Annotated in this window: 12 protein-coding genes and 1 tRNA gene; 7 read left to right on the top strand and 6 right to left on the bottom strand. The window is 51.7% G+C overall.

The annotated features are described in order from the left end of the window. Nucleotides 1-508: 508 nt before the first annotated feature. Complete coding sequence (locus tag P4D80_RS02750; protein ID WP_421657323.1) at nucleotides 509-6,673, bottom strand: filamentous hemagglutinin N-terminal domain-containing protein; 6,165 nt, start codon at nucleotides 6,671-6,673, stop codon at nucleotides 509-511. A gap of 552 nt (nucleotides 6,674-7,225) precedes the next feature. On the opposite strand from P4D80_RS02750, the gene P4D80_RS02745 reads away from it, so the two are divergent. The 4 genes from P4D80_RS02745 to P4D80_RS02730 all read left to right on the top strand — a co-directional run bounded on the left by P4D80_RS02745 (nucleotide 7,226) and on the right by P4D80_RS02730 (nucleotide 11,781). Next, nucleotides 7,226-7,299 (top strand) — tRNA-Met (locus P4D80_RS02745). A gap of 354 nt (nucleotides 7,300-7,653) precedes the next feature. After that, nucleotides 7,654-9,351: a slr1306 family protein gene (locus P4D80_RS02740; protein WP_421657322.1), complete on the top strand. Its 1,698-nt coding sequence runs from the start codon at nucleotides 7,654-7,656 to the stop codon at nucleotides 9,349-9,351. Continuing rightward, entirely contained in the window at nucleotides 9,323-10,792 is a 1,470-nt protein-coding gene (locus P4D80_RS02735; RefSeq protein WP_421657321.1) for a DUF697 domain-containing protein, read from the top strand. The genes P4D80_RS02740 and P4D80_RS02735 overlap by 29 nt, the downstream gene beginning before the upstream one ends. A gap of 107 nt (nucleotides 10,793-10,899) precedes the next feature. Next, complete coding sequence (locus tag P4D80_RS02730) at nucleotides 10,900-11,781, top strand: SDR family oxidoreductase (protein WP_421657320.1); 882 nt, start codon at nucleotides 10,900-10,902, stop codon at nucleotides 11,779-11,781. A 411-nt stretch (nucleotides 11,782-12,192) separates the two neighbouring features. On the opposite strand, the gene P4D80_RS02725 is transcribed toward P4D80_RS02730, so the two are convergent. From P4D80_RS02725 to P4D80_RS02715, 3 genes are all read right to left on the bottom strand, one after another. After that, the gene (locus P4D80_RS02725; RefSeq protein ID WP_421657319.1) at nucleotides 12,193-13,248 is read right to left on the bottom strand and encodes a potassium channel family protein; all 1,056 of its coding nucleotides are present in this window, start codon (nucleotides 13,246-13,248) and stop codon (nucleotides 12,193-12,195) included. 361 nt (nucleotides 13,249-13,609) lie between these two features. Beyond that, nucleotides 13,610-14,179, bottom strand: a complete 570-nt coding sequence (locus tag P4D80_RS02720) for a PEP-CTERM sorting domain-containing protein (RefSeq protein WP_421657318.1) — start codon at nucleotides 14,177-14,179, stop codon at nucleotides 13,610-13,612. A gap of 292 nt (nucleotides 14,180-14,471) precedes the next feature. Next, nucleotides 14,472-15,653 carry a glycosyltransferase family 4 protein gene (locus P4D80_RS02715; protein WP_421657317.1) on the bottom strand — a complete coding sequence of 394 codons (1,182 nt, stop codon included), beginning with the start codon at nucleotides 15,651-15,653 and terminating at the stop codon, nucleotides 14,472-14,474. 117 nt (nucleotides 15,654-15,770) lie between these two features. Here P4D80_RS02715 and P4D80_RS02710 point away from each other — a divergent pair, with 117 nt between their 5' ends. After that, nucleotides 15,771-16,733, top strand: a complete 963-nt coding sequence (locus tag P4D80_RS02710; RefSeq protein WP_421657316.1) for a glycosyltransferase family 2 protein — start codon at nucleotides 15,771-15,773, stop codon at nucleotides 16,731-16,733. 222 nt (nucleotides 16,734-16,955) lie between these two features. Here P4D80_RS02710 and P4D80_RS02705 read toward each other — a convergent pair whose 3' ends face one another. Beyond that, nucleotides 16,956-17,312, bottom strand: a complete 357-nt coding sequence (locus P4D80_RS02705) for a cupin domain-containing protein (protein ID WP_421657315.1) — start codon at nucleotides 17,310-17,312, stop codon at nucleotides 16,956-16,958. Nucleotides 17,313-17,317: 5 nt separating this feature from the next. On the opposite strand from P4D80_RS02705, the gene P4D80_RS02700 reads away from it, so the two are divergent. Beyond that, nucleotides 17,318-18,058 carry a type 1 glutamine amidotransferase gene (locus P4D80_RS02700; RefSeq protein ID WP_421657314.1) on the top strand — a complete coding sequence of 247 codons (741 nt, stop codon included), beginning with the start codon at nucleotides 17,318-17,320 and terminating at the stop codon, nucleotides 18,056-18,058. A 52-nt stretch (nucleotides 18,059-18,110) separates the two neighbouring features. Here P4D80_RS02700 and P4D80_RS02695 read toward each other — a convergent pair whose 3' ends face one another. Beyond that, nucleotides 18,111-18,812: a Crp/Fnr family transcriptional regulator gene (locus tag P4D80_RS02695; RefSeq protein WP_421657313.1), complete on the bottom strand. Its 702-nt coding sequence runs from the start codon at nucleotides 18,810-18,812 to the stop codon at nucleotides 18,111-18,113. Between the two features lie 866 nt (nucleotides 18,813-19,678). Between P4D80_RS02695 and P4D80_RS02690 the strand changes: the two genes are divergently transcribed. Next, nucleotides 19,679-23,266, top strand: coding sequence for a hypothetical protein (locus tag P4D80_RS02690; protein WP_421657312.1), 3,588 nt, complete (start codon nucleotides 19,679-19,681; stop codon nucleotides 23,264-23,266). The last annotated feature ends 50 nt before the right edge of the window (nucleotides 23,267-23,316 follow it).

Raw genomic sequence — 23,316 nt, 5'->3', positions numbered from 1 at the left:
AGGCAGGGGATCAAGGGGGGCTGGGGACGGGGGGAAAGAGGAAAGAAGAAGGAGAAGCCAGGAGTCAGAAGACAGAATGGGGAGTGGGGTTCTGTCCGATGGCGCTTTAGTTTTAGAAATAATTTTCCCTGATAAGAGAACCTATCCGGGAAATCGTTTTGATTAAAGTCTTCAGATTACCGCAGTTCTGGCTGATATTGCTTAATAGCAGGATGATTGAAGGTTCAATTTGCAGCAGTCCTATCTGGATTGTGGAAGGACTTTCACAACTCCCCTCGTTCACAAATGATTAAGGACTGCTATAGCGTTCACGAATAGTTTGTGAACAAGAGGTGTGTGGGCGAGGCCGCCACGCAGGGGTAAAACCCCTGTACCCTGTCCTAACTCTGGTGGCTATAGCTATAGTGTTGCAAACACTAAATTTTGCAACATGGGGGTTTGAGGGGCTCCGCCCCCAAGAAGGAGTGGAACCTCTGTACCCCGTTCTTAGCCTGGTGAAGCAAGCTCCTTAAAGGCGATTGGAGGAGACTTCGGGTTTAATTTCGCCACAAATGATTTCTTCAGCTTTGGCGATCGCGGTCAACTGGGAATCCGTTCCCAATACAATGCGCCCGTCAATGGTTTTCATCAATCCCTGCGCTTCCTGGATGGGATCGCCCGGCTTCCAGGCTTTGGGTGTAGGCAGGGGGATGAGCGTTTGAGCTGGTGCTGTTTGGCTGGAAGAGCCATTTCCATTAGTATTAATAGGTCTGACACCTACAACCCGGTATTGGCTCCTGATCAGGTTATAGGGATCGTTAGGAAGTCCACCTGTTCCAGAGACAACAAAGCTTCCCTGCTCCACATTGCGCCGCGCCAGGCAGCTTCCAGCAACAATCTGCTCTGTGCTGACAAAGGTTTCAGAAAGGGAGTCGAGGGAGTCCTGTAAGAAGCTGAAGTCAGGAATGCTGACGACACCGCTGACTCCAAACCGGGAGGAGGCCGAGATATCGACCTGTCCGTTGCCGCGGAAGCGGGAAAAGTCGCGTCCAGGGTTGGGGCCCACATTGGCAAACAGATCAGCGATGAAAACGGGCGATCGGATGGTAATTCGGCCACCATTGCCGTCCTCAGCGTTAGCCAGGATATCGCTATCTTCAAGGGCAATAAAGATATCCCTGGCAGTGATGTTGATGTTACCACCCCCCCCGCTGCCGCTCGACACGCGGGTGCTAATCAGGCTGCTATTTTTTAACTCAATATCCCTGGCAGTAACGGTGATATTGCCGCCGCCCCCCTGTTCTGAGGCGGCAGAGATTTCACCTCGATTGGTTTGCAGTAGATCACCCAATTGAATCGTAATCGAACCTGCATTGCCTGCCCCATCGCTACGGCTGGTGATTTTGCCGTCGTTGCTGAGGAACAGGGAATTTGCCTGGGCAACAATCTGCCCCGCGTTGCCTGCACCAGCTGTTGATGTTGAGATTTCTGATTCGTTTTGCACCGTCAACTGGCGGGTAGACAGGAGCAGGTTCCCCGCCGTTCCATCTCCCGTTCCGGTGGCACGGGCAAACAGTCCACTACGGTTGTTTAAGTTAATTGAGCGGGAAGCACTGATGCTCAGGGTTCCGCCCTGTCCGCTTTCAGTGGAAGCAGAGATCTGGCCGCCGTTGTCGAGTTGTAAGGTGTCCAGGTTACGCAACTGAATGTTGCCTCCCCCTCCTGAAACCGTTTCCGCTGCCAATTTACCGCTATTGTTTAAGCTGACAAAACGGGCGTTGACATCCAGGTTTCCGGCATTCCCCGTTCCTGTACTGCTGACGGTAGCCTGGGCCCCATTTTGCACCGTGAAGTTGGGGGTATTGATAGCCAGGCTACCGGCTTCTCCCTCCCCTTCAGACCGGGCAGCTAAACTCCCCCCCTGGTCTAAATTGACCGAATCAGAGGCATTGACCGTCAACACACCACCTTTTCCTGAACCTGTGGTCGAGGCAGAGATTCTCCCATCTGTCTGCACCTGTACTTGATTGGCATTGATACTTAACTGACCACCGTCTCCTGAACCTGTGGTCGAAGCGGAGATTTTCCCGTTTGTCTGCACCTGCACCTGATTGGCATTAATGCTTAACTGACCACCTACTCCGGTCCCAGCAGTTGAGGCAGAAATTTCGGCATCGGTTTGTACGCTCAACTGATTGGCATTGATAGTTAGCTGCCCACCCATACCGCTTCCCCGGCTGGCAACCGATACTTGAGCAGAATCCTGCATCAGCATTTGAGGTGTATTGACCGTTAAATTTCCCGCATCTCCGCTTCCTTCAGATTGTGCAAATAAGCCACTGGATGCTCCTTCATTAGGATTGGGGGAACCCGCAGCAAAGTTAGGGTTTTTGCCAGCAATGGTGACTCCCTGAGCGGCATTGACCGTGATGCTACCAGCTGCGCCCCTACCTCCGCTAGTAGCGGAAGTGATGAGTTGCCCACCCCCAAGCAGTTCCAGATTGTTGACAGTGATCTCAATGTTGCCGCCTGCAAAGTCACTCTGCGTCCGGGCACTTAAATAGCCACCATCGGCTATCCGCAATGTTCCCTGAGGCTGCCCAGGTGAATTGATGATGATGTTCCCTCCGGGACTACCGCTGCCCGCTTCAGAGGAGGTTTGGAGTCCGCTGTAAAGCCCGGCAATATCTGCTCCCGAAATATCAATGACTCCAGCAGCGGTAATCCTAATATCTCCGGCAGCTCCTATTCCCCGAGTCAAGGCTTCTAATCTGGAGCCAAGGATCAAAGAGACATTTTCCGCGATGACATCGATATTGCCTCCCTCACCTTGTGCGGTGAGGTTATCAACAGCCGTGCTGATATAGCTGCTGGCAGCCAGGAGGAGAGATCCACTGTCAGCGTTAATGAAAACACTACCGCCGTCGCCCTCTCCCTGGGTCAGGGCTGTGACTTGAACGCCATTAAATAGAGTGATTGAAGGGGCTGTCAGGCTGATGTTGCCACCGTTGCCACTACCACTGGTATCGCTGCTGATGGTGCTGCTATTGAGGAGGGCGATCGCACCACTATTTGCGGTAATCCCAACATTGCCGCTGTTACCAAACCCGCTGGTACCAGAGTTGATAGCCGAATTATCCAGGGAAACCTGTCCACCTGAAATGCTAACGTTACCCCCTGTACCCGCCGCTCCAGGCTGAACGGTTGTGTTAATCAGGCTGTTATTGGTGATGGACACCGCACCATTGTTAAGTGCCGTTACAGCGATATTGCCACCATTGCCACTGCCAGAGGTTGTGGTATCCAGGTTAACAGCATCTAGCAACACCGTTCCCCCAGAGATGATGATATTGCCGCCTGTACCGCTTGCCCCAGGTTCTACGGTTGAATCAATCTGAGTTCGGGCAATGGAGACAGTGCCACTGGCGCTGGTTTCAATCAAAATGTTGCCACCCCTGCCGATCCCAAAGGTGCTGCTGTTGAGAATCTGGTCAGAGATGTCAATGGTGCCGTTGCGATCGCTGACAATCCAGATATCGCCTCCCGACCCGTTCACTCCTCCATCCGACCGGATATCTCCAACGTATACGTCGTTAGCCGCACGCAAGCTAACCTCACCACCGCTGCCCCCATCAACAGTTGCCACAAAGGAAAGGAGTTCCCCTGCTGTGGTGTTAATTGACCCGTTGCTGCTGGTCAGTCGGATATTGCCACCATCAGCCGTGTTGGATGCGGCATCAATATTGCCGGTAAAAATATCTCTGTTGGCATTGACGGTAACATTACCCCCATTCCCCAGAATGGAATAGGAAAAAATATCCCCCGCTGTGGTGTTAATTGCGCCATTGCTGCTCGTGAGGTTGACGGCTCCTCCAACCGCACCCGCCGTTGCAAAGCCATCGACACCTGACGATGAATCAATTAATGCGGTTGTAATGTTCCCATGAGCCGACAGGGAAACCGCTCCTCCGTTGCCGAGGTAGGAATAGGAGAGCAAATCACCTGCTGTGGTATCAATTGCGCCATTGCTACTATTTAAGGTAGTGGTGCCACCGATGGTATTGGGCGTGGCAGACCCATCAATTCCGGTTGAGGAGTCAATGGTTGCCGTTGTGATGTTGCCTCTGGCAGAGAAGTTAACGTTACCCCCATTTCCCAGGATGGAGTAGGAAAAGACATCACCCGCTGAGGTGTCGATCGCTCCACCTCTACTGATCAGACTGATGTTGCCACCATTGGCATTATCAGAAGCCGCATCTAGAGTTCTCGTGGTAATTCTACTCAAGGCTTCCAGGGAAATGTTGCCCCCATTGCCAGTAATTGAGTAGGTGTCTAATCGGTCCAGGGCGGTAATTTCCCCGTTGCGGCTGGTGAGGCTAATGTGACCCCCATTGCCAGTGCTGGATGAGGAATCAATTGCCCCTGTAACGATATCATTCTGGGCATTGACAGAGACAATGCCGCCATTTCCGTCTACAGAAAACGCCTCCAGGATCCCCGCTGTAGTGTTGATGCCTCCTCCAAGGCTGGTCAGGTCAATGCTGCCGGCTGCACCGTTTAGGGAGGTGGCATTGATAGAACCTGTTGTGGTGATATCTCCCTGGGCAAGGGCAAAAATGCTGCCGCTGCTGCCAGTGAGAGAAGAAACATCAATGGTTCCAACTGTGATTCTTCCGACTGGAGTATCCAGTTTTACCACACCACCAAATCCTTCAATGGATGAGGTGTTGATGAAATCGGTAACAGTAATGTCGCCACCGAAGGATGTGAGTGTGACTAACCCTCCGTTTCCGATTGGGGCAGTCGAAAAGGTACTGATGGAACCGATCGTAATGTCCTGTCCTGCGGTCAGTTTGACTTCGCCGCCATTGGTTGTAGCCGAAGAGGTATCGATCGCCCCAATCGCAATTTCTCCTCCAGCCCTCAGGTGGAGGGAAGGTCCCGTATAGAACGGCAGCACGATATTACCACCCGAACCAATGGCAAGGGTGCCCCCGGCATTAAATCGTCCATTCGCCGCCACCGAGCGATCGCTCACCAGACTCAAATTGCCGCCGCTTTGCAACAGGCTGGTGGGATTGCTCAATGCAAAAATACTGACCCCCTGATTCCCCTGAATCAGCAGATTGCCGCCCGCATCGACAATAAACGGTGTCGTGACACTATCTTGAATCTGCACCGTGTTTTGAGCCAGCAGAGCCACATCACCCGGAGCATTGAGTGAACTCTCGGTCAGTTCCAGATTTGTACCGGCGGAGAAAGAGAGATTGGTACCGCTGGTAAAGCGGCCCCTGGCTGCGATCGCCCGGCTACTTTGCAGATTGAGATTGCTCCCACTCTGGAACAGGCTCGCTGGATTGCTGAGGGCCAGGATATTGATTCCCTGATCTCCTCGCAGGGTGAGGGCAGCCCCCGCATTGACGGTTAGCGGGTTGAGTAGATTGTCCTGAACCTGTAAAGTGTTCCGGGTTGTCAGTTCCAGGTTGCCTGTGGCCTGCAATTGGCTGCTCGTCACCAGCAAATTGTTGTCAGCGGACAGAGAGAAATTTGCCCCACTCGTTAACCGACCTTCAATCGCAATGTTGCCAGCACTTTCCAGATTGAGGTTGCCGCCAGTCTGAAGCAAGGAGGCTGGATTGGCCAATGTCTGCACACTGACTCCCCGAATCCCTACAATTCGCAGATTGCCACCAACCTGAGCTAGCAAGGGAGTGGTAGCGCTATCGCTAATGAAAACATGGTTCGATGCGCCAATGGAAAGGTCCCCGGAGATCGTCAACTGACTGCCATTGAGAAATAAATTGTCTCCAGCCGTCAAAGTTGCCGTATTAGAGGTCACATTCTGAACCACCAGGTCAAACCCCGCCGACAGGTTTGTTGCTTGCGCCGTGACCGTCTGCGCTTGCAAAGAAACCCCCGCCGACAGGAAAGCGGTTCCTGCATTCACAGTCTGAGCGGCGAGATTTTGGCTGGCAACCAAGCGAACAGTTGGAGCCGTTACCTCTGTCACAACGGCGCTACCTGCCCTGGCATCGACCAGTACTTCTCCCCCAGCCTGAAGCAAGCCGCTGCTGTTAACCGAGCCAGCAACCAGGGACAGGTTTTGTCCTGCCACCAAATTAGCCTGGTTGCTGATGCCCGACTGTTGACTAAGGGCATTGAGAAACAGAGCTCCTGGCTCAACAGCCAGCAGGGGAATGGGTCCCGGCTCAGCCGTATTGAGCGTATCCGTTCCAAACTCAACGGCACTGGCCGTCGAAGCAATGAAAGACCCCTGCACATCCAGGCTGGCACTCGGACCAAAGATGATGCCACTGGGGTTCAGGAGATACAGGTTCGCCTGCCCCAATACGCCCAGCCGACCCAAAATTTGCGAAGGACTTCCCCCGACGACACGAGCCAGAATGTTTTGAATCCCCGTCGGGTTAGAGAAGTACACCCCCCGGTTAGCCGCCACATTGAATTGAAGAAAGCTGTGAAACAGGTTACTCCCTCGGGTCGCTCCACCATCGATGCGATCGCTCAAGATCCCCTGGATCAATAGATTTTCAGTAATTTCAGAACTCTCTACCCCCAGGCTTGGGTCCGAACTGAGCTGAGCCGGGGTTCGATCGCCAATCGCCAGCACCCCACCAATCGTTAACGTCCCCGCCAGTCCCAATCTCCAGCACGACCAACCCCAGCGGTGAGTCATGGCAGCTTCTCCTTTCCGAGAGAATAATCTCTTCCCGTTTTACCATGGATGTAGATGCCGAGCTTTAAAAGTATCACTCGCGATCGCCCTGAATAGTGAAGATTACTGAGAAAATTAGAAAGCTGTGTGTTTAAACTGTAAATTTTTCTACAATCACAGCGAAAAAGATTAACCGCCTTAGTGGCTTAACTTTCGCTAAAAAGCGGAAACCACCATTGAGAGAGAATTCACAGACTCTAGCTTTCACTCCGGAAAAATCCATCAGCCCGAAGATGAAGTTTGCGTAAATTTACTGATAGGAGCTGGAGATAGAGGCTGGAGATAGGGGCTGGTTCCTAATAAACGCTGAGTTGATGGGTAATAGGGTGGATGAGTGGGACCACTCTTTCCCTCCTTTCCTCTTCTCCCTCCTACCTCCTGGCTCCTGGCTCCTGCCTCCTGTCTCTTGCCTCCTACCTCCTGCCTCCCACCTCCTGTCTTCTCCCCTTCCCCAATTTTTCCCAACTCAGATTGCAGCTTTGGTCAATTTGTCGTTATACTAGTCAGGCGCAACGCGGGGTAGAGCAGTCTGGTAGCTCGTCGGGCTCATAACCCGAAGGTCCATGGTTCAAATCCATGCCCCGCCACTTGATTCAACAGATGAGCCCTGTCATTGATGTGACAGGGCTTTGTTTATTGATAAGGCTTACGAAAACCTCGGAGGTTTTGAGCTATAGCGATAGCCACCAGGCTTAGAATGGGGTGCAGGGGTTCTACCTCCGGCTGGGGGCGAAGCCCCCACACCCCCTTTAAAGCCAATGTCCTGGGCAACCTGGCAACAGCTATAACACTGCACCTCATGCCCCATATCGACGCTTAAACCTCCGAAGTTTTTAGCAAAGTTTTTGGCAAATACGTAAGTCCTGATTTAGTGAGATTCACCCATCAAAACCAGCAAACCTCGGTAGAATGGGGATGCTTCTGCAATTCCGGTATCGGTTATGACTGAGAAACGAGGGTATCCCTTTTTGGTGGGTGGTGCGATTCTGGCAGGTTCAATTGGGCTGCTGGATGTCCTCAACCATACGTTAGGAGATTGGGGGCTGTGGGGAGTGCTGCTGGCTTCGGCGGGGGGAGCAGTTCTTCTGTTGTGGCGCAAACCTGAGCCTAAGGTAGCGCGATCGCCTCTGCCTCAAACCGTTGATACAGTTGCCGTCCGGCGGGCTCTGGCAGAAGCCGAAAAGGTCATTACCCAACTGGAGGTAGAGGTCAATGACCCGCAGGAAGCCGCTTTTGATGCCGTTAAACCTCAGGTCAACCAGTTTCAATCCCAGGTGAGTCAGATTGCTTCTGATATGAACCGGGATGACATTCGGTTACTAGTAATGGGAGCGAAGGGCTGCGGCAAAACAAGCTTGATCCAGGAAATGCAGGCCCACTGGACACCCAATTCCACCCGAACCCTCAGCTTTGTGGAGGCTCCCAGCCTGTTTGAGGCAGCAGCGAATAGCTTAGCTGCCGAAGCTCTGGCCCAGCAACAGGCGATCGCGGCTGATCTGGTGCTCTTCCTGGTCAATGGTGATATGACAGAATCTGAATTTGAAACGGTGAAGCGTCTGGCTGCCACCAAGCGGGTTCTATTGGTACTGAATAAACAAGACCAGTACCTGCCTGCAGAGCGTCAAACAATTGTGAACCATTTACAGCGGCGGGGGCGGGGAGTTTGGAGTTCTGAAGATGTGGTTGCGATCGCCGCAGCCCCAAACCCGATCAAAGTCCGCCAGCACCAGCCCGATGGCTCAGTTAATGAATGGCTGGAGGAACAGTCGCCTGATATTGCAGCTTTGACCCAACGGCTCGAACAGATTTTGCAGCAAGAAAGCCAGCAACTTGTGCTCAAAAGTTCCTTCACCAGTGCTCTGGCTCTGGGAGTTCAGGTCAAAACTGTGCTCAACGATGTGCGTCGAACCCGTGCCCTGCCTGTAGTTGAACAATTCCAATGGATTGCCGCTGGAACCGCGTTTGCCAGCCCGCTCCCGGCGATGGATCTGGTGGCAACCGTTGCCATCAATGCTCAGATGATTCATGACCTGGGCACTATTTACCGTCAAAAGTTTTCTTTGCAACAGGCCCAGAAGGTTGCAACCACTCTGGGTAGCCTGATGCTGAAATTGGGGTTAGTAGAGCTTTCCACCCAGGCGATCGCCAGCCTGCTGAAGAGCAATGCTCTCACCTACCTGGCCGGAGGCTGTATTCAAGGAATCAGCGCTGCCTACCTGACTCGGGTTGCCGGGTTGAGCCTGATTGAATATTTCAACACCCAGGAACCCAATCTAACGTTGAGTGAGGCGAGTCCGCTGGCGATTGAACGTTTCAGCCAGATTTTGCAGCGAGTCTTCCAGCAAAATCAGCAGCTTACTTTCCTGCAAACTCTTGCCAATCAGGCAATGGATCGCTTCTCCGCAGCATTACCCCAACCTCAGCTTACGGCAGCGTCTGATCCAACTCTCTTCACGGCATCCCAGGCTTCAGAGGCTTCCATGACTGATGAGTCCGTTTCCAGTGAGCCACTTAGATTACCCCTTTACTGCGCAGTTCCCCTTTCGGTTGCACCAGAAGTCGAGATTCCAGCGCAAAATGGAACTGGTATCCCTTTAGCTGCTTCCAGCCTTGACACCACCACTCTCTCTTCTAACTGACCCGCCTAAGCAGTCCATCCCCGATTCCCAGGAGACTCAGATAACCCGTGCCCGTGCCAGTCTACGGCAGGTGTTGAACCGCTATAGTGCCCTTTTTCGGCTAGCCAAAAATCGTCCCGGTGTGACCGTCAGGGAACCTCTGAGGCAGGATATGGAGCGGTTGTCTACCACGCTGAGCAAGCTGGAGAACCGGGTGATTCGAATTGCGGTTTTTGGGTTGGTCAGTCGTGGTAAGTCGGCAGTTTTGAATGCCCTCATCGGTCAAAACGTCTTGCCAACAGGCCCTCTGAATGGCGTCACGCGCACACCGCAGGTGGTTTCATGGTCTCCTTCCGGCAAGGGCGCAGTGACCAGCCCCTCGACATCCTTGAGCCCCCTCAGTTCCGGGGCTTCTCCCCTTCAGGTTGAATTGATTGATACTCCCGGATTGGATGAGATCGATGGGCAAGCACGGGCACAGATGGCTGAAGACGTTGCCCGTCAGTCGGATCTGATTCTATTCGTTGTTGCGGGGGACATTACCCGGACTGAGTACCAGGCTCTTTGTAATTTGCGCCAATCCCAGAAGCCGCTGCTGCTGGTGTTTAACAAGATCGACCTCTACCCAGAGCAAACCCGGCAAATGATTTATGAGAACCTGCAACGGCTGGCTGCCAGGAGCAGAGGCAGCGAACCTCTGCAAAATCTGTTGTCGGCGGATGAAATTGTGCTGGTGGCTGCCGATCCAGCTCCGCTCCAGGTGCGCGTAGAACAGTCCGATGGACGGGTATTTTACGAGTGGGAAACGCCTCCTGTGCAAATTGAGGCGTTGAAGCAAAAGATTCTGGAAATTATCCAACGGGAGGGTAAAACCTTACTGGCGCTCAATGCCCTAGTGCAGTCCAGGGAAGCAGAGTCCAGGCTGGCAAGTGAAATTTTGGAATTACGTCAACCCGAAGCCGAAGCTTTAATTTGGCGCTATGCCCGCTATAAGGCGATCGCGATTGCCCTCAACCCCATCGCCTTCTTTGACTTGGTGGGTGGAGCCTTTTCCGACTTGGCTATGATCCGGGCCCTGGCAGATCTCTACGGGCTGCCCATCACCCGCCACGAAGCCGGAAAAATCTGGAAAACGATCCTGCTCAGTTCTGGCAGCCTCCTCCTCAGCGAGCTGGGGAGCGGTATTGTTCTGGGAATAGGTAAAAGTGCAGCAGCCGGGCTGGATAGTTCAACCAGTTTTTCAGCTTATGCTGGAATCGCCCTCTTTCAGGGGGCGATCGCTGGCTATGGAGCCTATACTGTTGGTCGTGCCGCTCAAGTTTATCTGGAACAGGGCTGTAGCTGGGGACCCCAGGGAGCCAGCACAATCATTCAAGACATTCTTAGCCGACTTGACTCCAACACCATCATTTACCGTCTGCGGCAGGAGTTGAGTCAGGAGTTGGGGCTGCCAGGGATGTAGAACGGGAGAAGGGGGTGTTCATGGTTGGTTGTTCGTGGCTAGAGAAAAGGGTAGGGGCAGTACCTCTGTTCCTGGTCTGAATCTTGAGGCGTGAGGGATAGAGCAAAATGCAAACACTCCTCGTTACCGGAGCCAGCGGCTTTCTGGGGTGGAACCTATGCCAGGTTGCCGCGCCTGACTGGAAGGTGTATGGCACCTATCTTTCTCGCAACATAAGCATTCCTGGAATTACCCTGCTAAAGGTTGATTTGAGGGATTTTCAGGCACTCAAAGATCTGTTTCATACTGTCCAGCCCAATGCGGTCATTCATCTGGCTGCCCAGGCTAATATAAATCGCTGTCAGGATGAACCAAAAGCTTCCCATCTACTCAACGTTACGGTTGCCTGTAACGTTGTCGGGCTGTGTGCGGATCCTGGTATTCCTTGTGTGTTTACTTCCACCGATCAGGTGTTTGATGGCTTAAACCCGCCCTACCGGGAAACCGATCCCCCCTCTCCAATCAACCGCTATGGAGAGCAAAAAGCGATCGCAGAAGCTGCCATCCTGAACCGCTATCCCAGGGCTGCCATTTGCCGAATGCCGCTCATGTTTGGAGCGGCTCCCCCTGGTACCAATAGTTTTCTGCAACCCTTCATCCAAACCTTGAGGGAAGAGCGAGAATTGAAGCTGTTTGTGGACGAAATCCGAACTCCCATCAGCAGCACTACTGCCGCCAGAGGTCTACTTCTTGCCCTTGAAAAAGTACAGGGATTGATCCATCTGGGTGGCAAAGAGCGAATCTCACGCTATGACTTCGGGCGGTTGATGATAGACGTACTGAATTTGCCCGCTACAGGGTTGAGAGCCGCCTATCAACGGGATGTGAAGTTATCTGCCCCTCGCCCACCGAATGTCTCTTTAGACAGCTCAAACGCCTTTGCCTTAGGCTTTGACCCCCCTTCGATTCGGGAAGAGCTGGAACAGTTGAAAGACAGGCTGAGGGACTAAGTAGGTAGTCACAATTAATTTGTCAAGGTTGTCAAGGGGGAAAGTGGGAGCTGCGCCCTCAGGCAGGGAGTTTCATCCCCTCCATCCCCAAAATTATCCTTAATTTAATTGCGCCTAGCTACTTTAATTTAATTGCGCCTAGCTACTTAGAAGGAAGAAGGAAAAAGGAAGAAACCAGGAGTTGGGAATGGGGAGTGGATGGGTAGAGAAGTGAATGAGCAACCATCTACCCATCTACCCATCCACCCTTTAGCCTATTACCTTCATCCAAAAAATAGCTATAGCCACCAGGCTTAGGACGGGATGCAGGGGTTCCAACCCCTGGCTGGGGGCTTCGTCCCCACGCCCCCTTTAAAGCCAATGTCCTCAGCAACCTGGCGATAGCTATAACTAACAACTAACAACCAACAATTATTTCCGATGCCGTGCCCCGCGATATTGCATCTGTCGCTTCAGGGCATACTCTGCGGCAAAGCGGGGAGTATCGCCTTTGTGACCCATGACAATGACTGTATCGCCTTCATGGAGAAAAACATCGTGACTGGGATGAATGATGCTGCCATCGGCTCGTTGCAGGGCAACGATAATAAAGCTGCCTCGCCCCCGTACTTCAGCAGTGCCAACACTGGTACCAATGAGTTGGGACCCTGGCGGAATCACCAGTTCATCCATGTGGAGTTCGATCTGAGCCAGCATTTCGTTCAGGGTTTTGCGATCGTCGCTGTCTTCTAGAAAGTTGAGGGATGCGGGGTGGGTGATGAGGTGGGATATTCGCAACGCGCCAATCTCAGCAGGCAAAACAACGTGGTCAGCTCCTGCCTGGCGTAGTTTCTTCTCAGTTGAGGGAAATTCACCACGGGCCACAATCATCAGATCGGGATTGAGATCACGGGCCGTCAGGGTGATGAACACGTTGATGGCGTCATCGGGGAGAACGGTTGCCAGCACTTTTGCTCGCTGAATTCCAGCATTTTCCAGAATCACCTCATCGGCGGCATTGCCTAACTGCACCAGGTAGCCTCTGGCTTCGGCAGCGGCGATGCGATCAGGGTTGCTATCCAGAACAACGAACGGAATCCTGGCATCAATCAGTTTGCGTGCCAGAATTTGCCCAATCCGCCCAAAACCGCAGACGATAACGTGTTCTCTCAAATTTGCAATCTCCCGTGTCATGCGCCTTGCTCCCAGTGCTCTGTTGAATTCACCTTCGGTAATCATCTGAATGAAGCCACCCACGATGTAGACAACGGCAACGTAACCCGCCACAATGACAAGCATTGTAAAAGCCCGCAGTGCCGGAGTCATGGGTCCAATTTCACCAAAGCCCACACCAAAAATGGTGATGACCACCATATAAATGGAATCCAGAAAGCTCCAGCCGGAAAGAACATAGCCAGTGACTGCCACAACAACGATGAGCAGAAAGAAGGCTGTACCGAAGAGAATATTTCTGAGTGACTGCCTCATGGGTGCTGCGGAGCGTCCAAAATGGGGGCGATCGCAACTTGGCAATGGGCGATCGCATCCTAGCAATCTCTATAGAGGGCCGTTTCCATTAAAAGCACAGGTCACTGCAAGGTTTTGTATTGGTAAAGTCAATTACAATTTCCCAACCGCTTTGCGGCATTGCTGAATCTGGAGATGAAAAAGGTGCTGGATGCTTGAAACTTCGTTTCAATTTATCCCACTTTTCAGCAACGCCCCGCTTTGCCTCTGGCACAGAATCATTAAAAACCCCCATTACAAAACGCATGGGGGTTCATAACTTTCCTATCGATAGGGCTTACACAAACCTCGGAGGTTTTGGCCAGAGGAACTGACTCAGAGGTTACTGTTTGAACGTTTTTTGAGGTTTGCGCTTCTGATGACGACGGGCACAAACCATTCCCAAACCGGCAACTGTTAAACCAGCGATCGTGGTTGGTTCAGGAATAGCAGCGGTTGGAGTAAACGAGAGCGGCTCCTGGGAAAAGTAGCGACCGGCAATAGGACCGTCCTGAGAAAAGGTATAACCAACGACAGTATCTCCCAGTGAACTGTTGCTCCGCCAACCTCTGCCATCCAAAGCATTCGTGGCTGGGGCGGTCACCCAAAAGCTGTAATAATTCGGCGTTACAAAAAAGCTGAAAGGAGCTAGATTTGTCAGCCCCCACGAAACATTTTCAAACCCGGTTTCGCTTCCCTGAAATAGAGAGTTAAAGATTGTAAATTCATTCCCATCTAGCTGACCGTTACCGTTTGTATCGGTGCCAGAAAATTCTCCAGTCAATGTTCCACTGTTGCCAAAGGTTTGATTAAAAGAGAAGTCGAACGCCTGAGCAGAATTTATATGAATAACAGCAGTGCCTAAAGACACACTGGCAGTCGTGATAACGAATTTCTGAAATCGATTTAGCACAACTCTGAATCTCCTGGTATGGTATTTGGGTATACAGAACTACGTCCAGAGACATCACTACCCAATTCGCCAGCCAACCTGAAACGAGGGTGCCTCCAGACGTTGAACATGAAGCAAGCCACAAAAATCAGTGCAAGCACTGAACTAAACGCAGGGAAACTAACCTTCTATCCCTAGTCCCTGCTGTCTAATCCGTGTCACCTACTGCCTGCGTATCAATTTCACCAAATCTGTAGCAGGGATGTAAGTTTTGCTAATTACACGATCAGTTAAATTTAGGTAAAATCCACCGCTAATTCAATCCGGATTGGATGACGGCAAGGGTCTGTTCAATCATCCGCTCTTCTCGAAAGAGTTGCTCTGCCCGTTGTTTACAGGCTTGCCCTGCCTGTTTTCGTAAAGTCGCGTCGCCTGCCCAGGTTTGAAGTGTAGTGACCAATTCCTGGATAGTTGCCCGGGAATCGCCAAAGATGGGTGAACTGAGCAATTTTCCGGTATCTCCCAAACCCTCTGGAACACCACTTACAGCCGTAGCGGCCACCGGTAGTTCCTTTGCCATTGCCTCCATCATCGCCAGGGGTAGTCCTTCTGACTCAGACGGCAAAACAAAAATATCGCTGGCATCCAGCCAATCATGAATGGCTTCCAGTTCTCCTAAAAACTTGACATGATCGGCCACGCCTGCCTGTTTGATGGCTTGTTTGAACTGGTTTTCTAAGGTCCCGGTCCCTGCCCAGGCAAAGTAAAGATTTGACCAGACGGGAGTTTGCTTGAGTTGCTTAATGGCGGCGATCTGATACTGGTAGCCCTTAATGATGTCCATACGGGCTGCGGTAAAGCAAACAATACTATCGGCAGGAATCCCCCACTGTTGGCGCAGGCGCGATCGCACCGCCTCATTCCGCGGTTGAAAGTATACGGACGGGCGCCCACAGTAGATTACTTGGCCTTTGTCTTCCGGTAGGCCAAACAGTTTCCGCAATAGCAATAAGTTTTCTTGTGATACTGCAATTACCGCCTTTGCCTCGACGTACTGCTGCGCCAGTTCCGCATAGGCGGCGGGTACTTCCCTGGGTTTAACAGGATGGACCAGATGCTCCACAATCATATAGGGAATTCCCAGATTGATGGCGGCTCGCTTGGGAAAAAAGTTGGCGATCGGTCCCCCATTGCTCAAAATCAGCAAATCTGGTTTGTACTCTGCCACCACTCGTTCAGCATCAGCAGCGGTTGCAGACTCCAGCCATTGGTGCTGTTGAATGCCCTTCTGCTTTTGTTGATTGACAAACCAGGCTGCCCGCTGGCGAGTCCGCTCCATCCCTTCGGCCCCAAATAGCTTCACCAAACCATCAGGGATGTCTTGTACATAGGTCACCTGATAGCCTAAAGTAGCCAGGGCACACAATATTGAGTGGTTATATTGCAATACTCCCCCGATCGCCGGAGAGGTATACAACAAAATATGCTGAGTCACGATTTAGTTGTTCGCCGAGGAGTTATTCGTTGTTAGAATAGACCGCCTGATCGAACAACTAACACAGGCTGAATTGATCCCCCTGGCTGAGCCAATCACTACCAATTACGAACTGGCATGGGCAACGCTGTCTTTTTTAGTGTGGTCATCCCGACCTACAACCGTAAACCGATTCTAGAGAAGTGCCTGAAAGCCCTGGAGCATCAGCAATTCAATCCAGCTTACGTTAAGCAATACGAAGTGGTGGTGGTGGATGATGGCTCAACCGATGGCACGGTGGATTGGTTAAAAGCTTCTGCGGCAGATTTTCCCCACGTGCGCCTGTTTCAACAAGATCATCAAGGCCCGGCAGCGGCACGCAATTTAGGTGTAGAAAAAGCTCAGGGCGATACGATCATTTTCATCGACAGTGACCTGGTGGTGACTGAGAATTTTCTGCAAGCCCACGCCAGTGGACTGCGTCAGGGAGCGAGGGAACTGGGCAGCGATCGCCTCTTCACCTATGGTCGCGTCATCAACACCTGCAACTTTGACGATCCCACCTCAGAGCCATTCAAAGTGACAGATTTTTCCCAGGCTTTCTTTGCGACTGGCAATGTGGCGATCGATCGCCTCTGGTTAGAAAAAGCTGGACTATTTGACACCCGCTTCCAACTCTATGGGTGGGAAGACCTGGAACTGGGCGTGCGCCTCAAAAAATTGGGATTAAAACTGGTTAAATGCCCGCAAGCCGTCGGCTACCATTGGCATCCTCCCTTCGCCCTCAGTCAGATTCCTAATTTAATTGAGAAAGAATACCAGCGTGGCAGAATGGGCGTCTTGTTTTATCAAAAACATCCCACCTGGGAAGTGCGAATGATGATTCAGATGACCTGGCTCCATCGTTTGCTGTGGGGCATTCTCTCCCTGGGGGGGGTGTTGAACGAACGCACCATGGCCCCCTTCCTGCAATGGTTAATTGACCAGGGCAAACCCCAACTCGCCCTCGAAGTGGCCCGCATTTTTTTAAACTGGTACAACGTCAAGGGCGTTTATGCTGCGTATGCAGAGTTTACAAATTCTGACTCTTCTTCACGATAAGAAATGGCAGATTACACCCCTATGAAGTCAACTCTCCATACTTGTTTTAAGAGATTAATTCACTCAAAACTCTACCCATCTCATTCGAATAGTGTTTGCGTAATCGCCATCCGCCATCTGACAACCGACTACGCTTCTACCCGTGGGTGGTCTGCCAAGACTGGTTTTTGATGGGTTGAAAACCCTCAAAACACTCTGGAAATGGATTTTATAGATTCTGAGCTACCCCTCAAATCTATCCTGACGGACTAGAAATCCAAAATAGGTGAGAACCAAATGGGCGGAACCTGTGTTTATCACTTCATGTTCTTCCCCCGGTTCGACAGCAATGCAGATTCCAGGTTGGAGTGGGTAGGGTTTGCCATTGATATGAATTGTACCCTCCCCCGCTTCAACGAAAAAAACTTCACACATATCCTGATGGGCATGGGCGGCAGCACATTGTCCTGGTGCAAAACAGGCTTGAGAGAAATTGGTTAAATGAGGCAGATCACCCAGGCGCAGCATGACTTTTTTCTTAATTGCTGGATTGTGGGAAACTGCTTCTTCAGGCAGAGTGGATAAGGAAGTGAGTTTCATAAGGAATGGGAAAACATCGCTCTCAGCTTAAAATTCTTTTGCTTCAAATTCGGGATGACCAGGTGACCTGCCTGGAGGAGTTGAACGAGTTTGTTCGATTCAGTGGCTTAGGTGTGGAGCAGTTTGAACTTCTGAATGGATTTAAGACCCCTGAATTTGAGCCAACCTGTATCGAGGGTTATGATGCCCTGTTTATTGGTGGCTCTAGCGATGCATCAGTCACTCAACCTGATCGCTACCCCTTTGTTGAGGATAGCAAACGTCTGGTGTTGTATTGCCTGAAGGAAGAAATTCCGGTCTTCGCCTCCTGTTTTGGGTTTCAGGTCGCTGTTGAAGCCCTAGGCGGACGAGTGATTTTGGATAAGGAAAATATGGAAATGGGAACCTATCGCCTCACATTGACAGAAGCTGCTGCCAGCGATCGCCTGTTTCAGGATGTGCCAAAGGAGTTCTGGGCAGTATCGGGGCACAAGGAACGGGCGATTTCCTTACCCCAGGAAGCCATTCTGCTGGCGTTTTCAGAGCGTTGCCCCTATCACGCGTTCAAAATTGCCAATAAACCGTTTTACGGATTTCAGTTCCATCCAGAGGTGGACCCTCTTGATTTAACCGCACGCATCACTCGCTACCAGAGCCGTTATCTAGATAGCTCAGAGATGCTGGCCGAGATTTTGAAGGACCTAAAGGAAACCACGATCGCCAACCAACTCATCCAAAAGTTCGTTGATCGCATCCTGCTGTCCTAAAACACCCCTCACTCCTCACTTGCCCAACAGAGGTCGGAGGTCAGCGCTATCTTCAAATCATTAAGCGTTCTAACGCATGGATATCAGGAATTGTGAGGGTATCGCGATCGCGCACAATTAACGCTTTCTTCTCCAACTTGCTTAATACCCGCGTTACCGTTTCTCGCGCCAACCCGCTTAAACTGCTGAGTTCCCGATGGGGCAGGTTAGGAATCTCCGTTCCCTTCTGACTTTTCTTACCCTGACCATCCGCCAAAAACAGCAAAATGTCCGCAACCCGTGAGGTACTGTCCGATTCGCGCAGACGCAGACGGCGATTCACCTGGCGCAACCGCCGCGCCATCAACTGGGCCAGCCGAATACCCGATTGAGGCTCGGTGTTTAGCAGATTGACAAAATCCTGAGCTGGCATGTTGCCAATTACCGTCGGAGCCAAGGTGATGACATCAGTTGAGCGAGGCACCTCATCCAGGGGAGCCATCTCTCCAAACAACTCTCCCTTACCCAGGATATTCAGCGTAACTTCCTTGCCATCCAGGTTGTAGGTGCGGATTTTGACCCAGCCACTCAAAATAAAGTAAACCGAACTACCCCAGTCATTCTCTAGCAAAATGACCTGATTAGCCGGGTGGCTCCGCATCACCACATGAGCTGTTGCCTTTTCCACAGCTGCTTCTGGCAACCCCTGGAAAAAAGGTGCTGAGCGAATTGAAATATTGGCGTTACCATCTCTTGGGTTAAACCGATCTTCCATGGGGCAGTGGCATCGTGGAATCTGCAAACATGGTCATGATAATTCAATCACTTCAAATTGGCTGACTAATCGGGTACTCGGTGAGCAGTCCTCAGCTTTGCTACCATCTATACTGGAGGGGGCGTTGCTGAGCTTGGGTCTGAAACTAGGTGCTGTATGCTCGAAACTTCGTTTCGGTTCATACTACTTTTCAACAACGCACTAGAGGGGAAGAGGTTTTGAGTGGCACTGGCATTGCAACCAAGATCTGGGAGTGGGCAATCGCTCAATCCTACTACTCTATGCACAATCCATACACGATATCCATCAATATCCGTTGTTTGTACTCAATTTTACGCAACATAAGTAACAGTCATCATAACTTAAAGCCCTGCAAGCATCCGAAAAGGAGACGAGCCATTAGTCATTCCATAGTTTCCCTAAAACTTTGCGCCAGCCCATAGAACTTTCTAGAGGAAAATAATTTTTCCCGTGCTTGTTACTTTTTTGCGTTCCTGACGTAAACTTTGTCCAGCAGGATACTATAGAGTGTTCCAGCGTTTCTAGTAACTAGTGTTGCAAGCACTAAACTTTGCAACATGTATTTTGCAACATGGGGGTTTGGGGGCTCCGGCCCCAAGCGGAGGCTACAGCTTCACTAAAGCTCTCGTTTTGCTGTACTAGAATAATCCGTCTTCATAAATTCCAAAAAGTCGGCACGGGCTTAACTTGCAAAGCGAAGATTGGATAGCCAACAACCTGGAATAAACCTTGAGATTCGCATCAAAGTAAGTGGGCGATATTTCCTGGGAAACCTAATCTAAAGACGGGTTAGCAGAGCTACGTTCAAGCCCTTTTTGCCCAAGCACTAAATCAGAGGTTACATTGTGACTTCTCAGAAAGACCAAATTCAAGCACTAATTGCAGACATTGACGGAGTTTTACAGAAAACCACTCCTCGTTTGCCCTGGGTGATGTCTGGTGAAGTGACCCAGCAGCGCCAGACGCTGGAACGGGTGAGAAACTATCTGGTTTCGCTGCAACGGCGAATGGCCATTCAAGAGGGCTATGGGCAACCCGGAGCGAGACAGGATCTGTTGGCTCATGACGTTTATCCTCAACCAGGTCAGCCGCCTTTAGGAACCGTCCAGGGTGCCGAGCCATCAGAAATTTCGGCACAACAGATGTTGCAGGCAGTTGTGCAAGAGATGGGCTATTTGAGAGCCAACCTGATGCAACCCCTTCAGACAGACCTGGAAAACCTGCGTCAGCAGCGAGAAATGTTGATTCAGGAAATTCAGCAGCTAGAAGCTCAGCGGCAGGGCTATGGTGGACTCCCCCCTCAGGTCAATCAACAGCAAATCATTACCGATTTCTTGCAGGCACTCATGGTGCGGCTTCAGGAAACCTTACCCCAACAGGTTGCTCAGAGTTTGAAAGGAATCAATCATCCATCCTTCCTGCCGCAAGGCGCAAGTCCGGTCTTCCCAGGTTCAGCGTCAACAGTAGCAATGGGCCCAGACTCCCATTACTCGTCCTCCGAAGGGTTACAGGCAACCCAGGCAAAGGCCGATCAGCTCATTATCAACCTGGACTCGACCCTGAAAGTGATTTTTGAGTCTCTAGAGCGAAATGTGCGGGCGTACCAGGAGTCCCTGTCACAGGGGCTGGAGCGGATGCATGGGCTAGGGCAGCAGGGTGAGATGATGTTCACAGCGTTGATCAACCATCTGGCTCAGCAGCTTGGGCGAGAAGCTTCTTCCTACCTGCAATCTTCGAAACAAGTTGTGGAGTTGGAAAATTCCCCAGTCAGTGATTCAACCGCGATTGAGGCAGGGGCTGGAGAGACCATGTCCTCAACGGGGAAATTCACTCAAAGCGGGAAAGATACAACACCTTCTACACCGAAGGATCCATCCCTGCATGATACGCTGGCAAACCTGACATTACCCTATCCTGGTGCAGAGCTGCCACCAGCGGTAGGGGAAGCGGCAGTTCCAGCCGATCTATCGGTAGAGCCGCCGTTGGTTGAGACTTCGGTTGATGCGGCGATCGATGCCTGGTTGAAATCAGCCAGTGCGACAACTGGTGTTAGTCTGGAAAATCCGGACTTATCAAACCTGAATCTGCCGGGGTTGAACCTGGGTGAACTAGATCTGAATCAAATTGACACCCAGGAAATTGATGCAATTCTGGAAACAGAAACCGGATCCGATGCTGACTATTTAGCGGAGGAAGCAGCAACCCTGGCCGATTCCGATCTGCCCTTTGCAGGAGCTGCACCGGCAGGCGAGGAAGATACGGAGGATATTGACGCGGCTCTGAAATTGTTGGAGCAGTTAAGCGCTGAACTTAAGGATGAGCCAGTCATCACTTCCTTAGAGGATGCAGAAGCTGAAATTGACCGAATGTTGAATATTAGCGAATCTTCCGTCGATACCCCTGCGGCCTTTGAAAGTATTTCTGAAAGTATTTCTGAAGATGCCCAAAATGAGCTGGATGAATTTTATGAGAGCCTTTTTGGGGCAGGGGCAGAGGATACCTCGTCGGAAGAAAGCGCCACTTCCCAACCTCCTCTGGAAGAAGCTCCTGTAGAGCTTGTCGCAGACCCAACCCTAGGCTGGGAACTGCCTGCCCCGGAGCAGGTGAGTGAACCGGAAGGGCCAGAGTCATTATCCAGTGAAGAATTATCGAGCCTCCCAGAGGAGCCAGAATTCGAGACTTCTCTTGAAACTTCCCCGCCTGATCAGGGTCCTGCCGGGTTAGAGGAACCATTGATCGCGACTCTTAGCAATTTACCAGGGGGGGATAAAGCGGTCACCGCTACAACAGATGAATCAGAATCCCTTTCCCTATTTGCTGAATCGATAGAAGAACCACTCACCGCTGGCGAGAATGAGATTACCACATTGACTGATCTGTTTGAAGATGTCGTGCCACCGGGAGGCGTAAGGCCACAAGAACCCAGAGTAGCAGCCGGGACAGAGGCGATCGCAGCGATACCTGAGGATTTAACACCAGCGATCGATGCGCTTCAGGCCACATCCAAACCCGCTCCCGGTCAAAATGCCCGCCCAGAAGGGGCAGAGGATTGGTACGCACCTGCTTCCCCAGAAGAAGACCTCCTCCCCGTCGAAGAAACCCCCACTGAACCGACTCCCAGTTTGTGGGTGGATGACCTGACCTTAAGCAGCCTGAGTGAAGACCTGTCAAGCCTGGAAGGTGGGCCTGGACAGACTTCCCAGGTGCCCGAAAGCGAACTGATGACCCTGCAGGAGGAAGAACCCGTTCTGACCGACTGGAGCACAGAACCTTCCCCTGGGGTCGGTGATGAGCCTGTTTCCCAGGATTTTGCGATCGCCCGAACAGGAAACATTCCAGACCTGTCTTCCATTGATAAAGAGGTGCTGCTACCGTCTGAGCCAGCAACGAATACGTTCACTCTAGAAGGTATGGATGACTTGTTTGGGGATGTGCCCACCACACCATCCGTCAGCCCGACTTCCCCACCTGCTGTACCTGCCGATCAGACACCTTTCACGTTAGAGGGTATGAGTGACCTATTTGCAGACATGCCGCCTGCTCCAACGGTCAGCCCAGCATCCCCCCCCAGCTCAGTCGCTTCAACCGATTCACCCATCATCGCAGACTTCTCCGAAAGTCTAGGGTTGCCCCCACCTGATTTGCCTCCGCTGGCAGAATCGTCCGCTCAAATGCCTGTTGCTGCCCCAACTGAACCCCTCCCCTTTACCCTGGAGGGGATGGATGATCTGTTTGAAGATGTTCCACCAGTAGAGCCTCCCCTGGCTTCCGTCGAACCGGCGCTAACCTCTTCTTCATCCGTTTCTTCATCCGTCGCCTTTACCCTGGAGGGTATGGGTGATTTGTTTACAGACGCACCACCGTTGGGGGGTTCCCCCCCTGCTGAATCAGTTGAATTAGCGGATCAGCCTGTTGCACCGCTGGCGGAGCAGCCAACTCCATCGGATGAGCTTTCACCCTTTACCCTGGAGCAGGTAGGAGACATACTGATGGAAGTACCCGCAGGTGCAATGATTGAGCCGCCTGCTATGGACGTGGAAGCTAAACAACCAGAAGCCTTTACACTGGAGCAAATGGGAGATGTATTTATGGAGGTGCCGTTAGGAGGCACCTCCTCCCCAGCAGGGCCAATGATTCCAGCTTCACCCCCAGCCGTAGAACAGTCAGAAGCTTTCACTCTAGAGCAAATCGGTGATCTGTTCGTCGAGGTTCCATCGGTTGCAGAATCGTCAGAAGACTCCTCGTCTGTAGAACCGCCAGCTCCTGAACCGGAAGCTGCGGTGGAGCAACCGATCACCTTCAGCCTGGAGCAGATTGGGGATCTGTTCATGGAGGTGCCAACAGATACGTCTTCCCCTGCTGAAACCTCCCCTTCGTCTTCTGAACCTTCAGGATTTGCATCTGAGGCTCTCGAAAAAAAAAAGACGAACTAATCGAAAGTCCTCCGGTAGATCAACTCAGAGAAGTTCAAGATGAGCGCCCA

The sequence above is a fragment of the Leptothermofonsia sp. ETS-13 genome (genome assembly GCF_049200465.1).
In the GTDB taxonomy this organism is placed as follows: Bacteria; Cyanobacteriota; Cyanobacteriia; order Leptolyngbyales; family Leptolyngbyaceae; genus Leptothermofonsia.
Note: the sequence above shows the minus strand (reverse complement) of the source record. Positions and strands in the feature narration are given on the sequence as shown.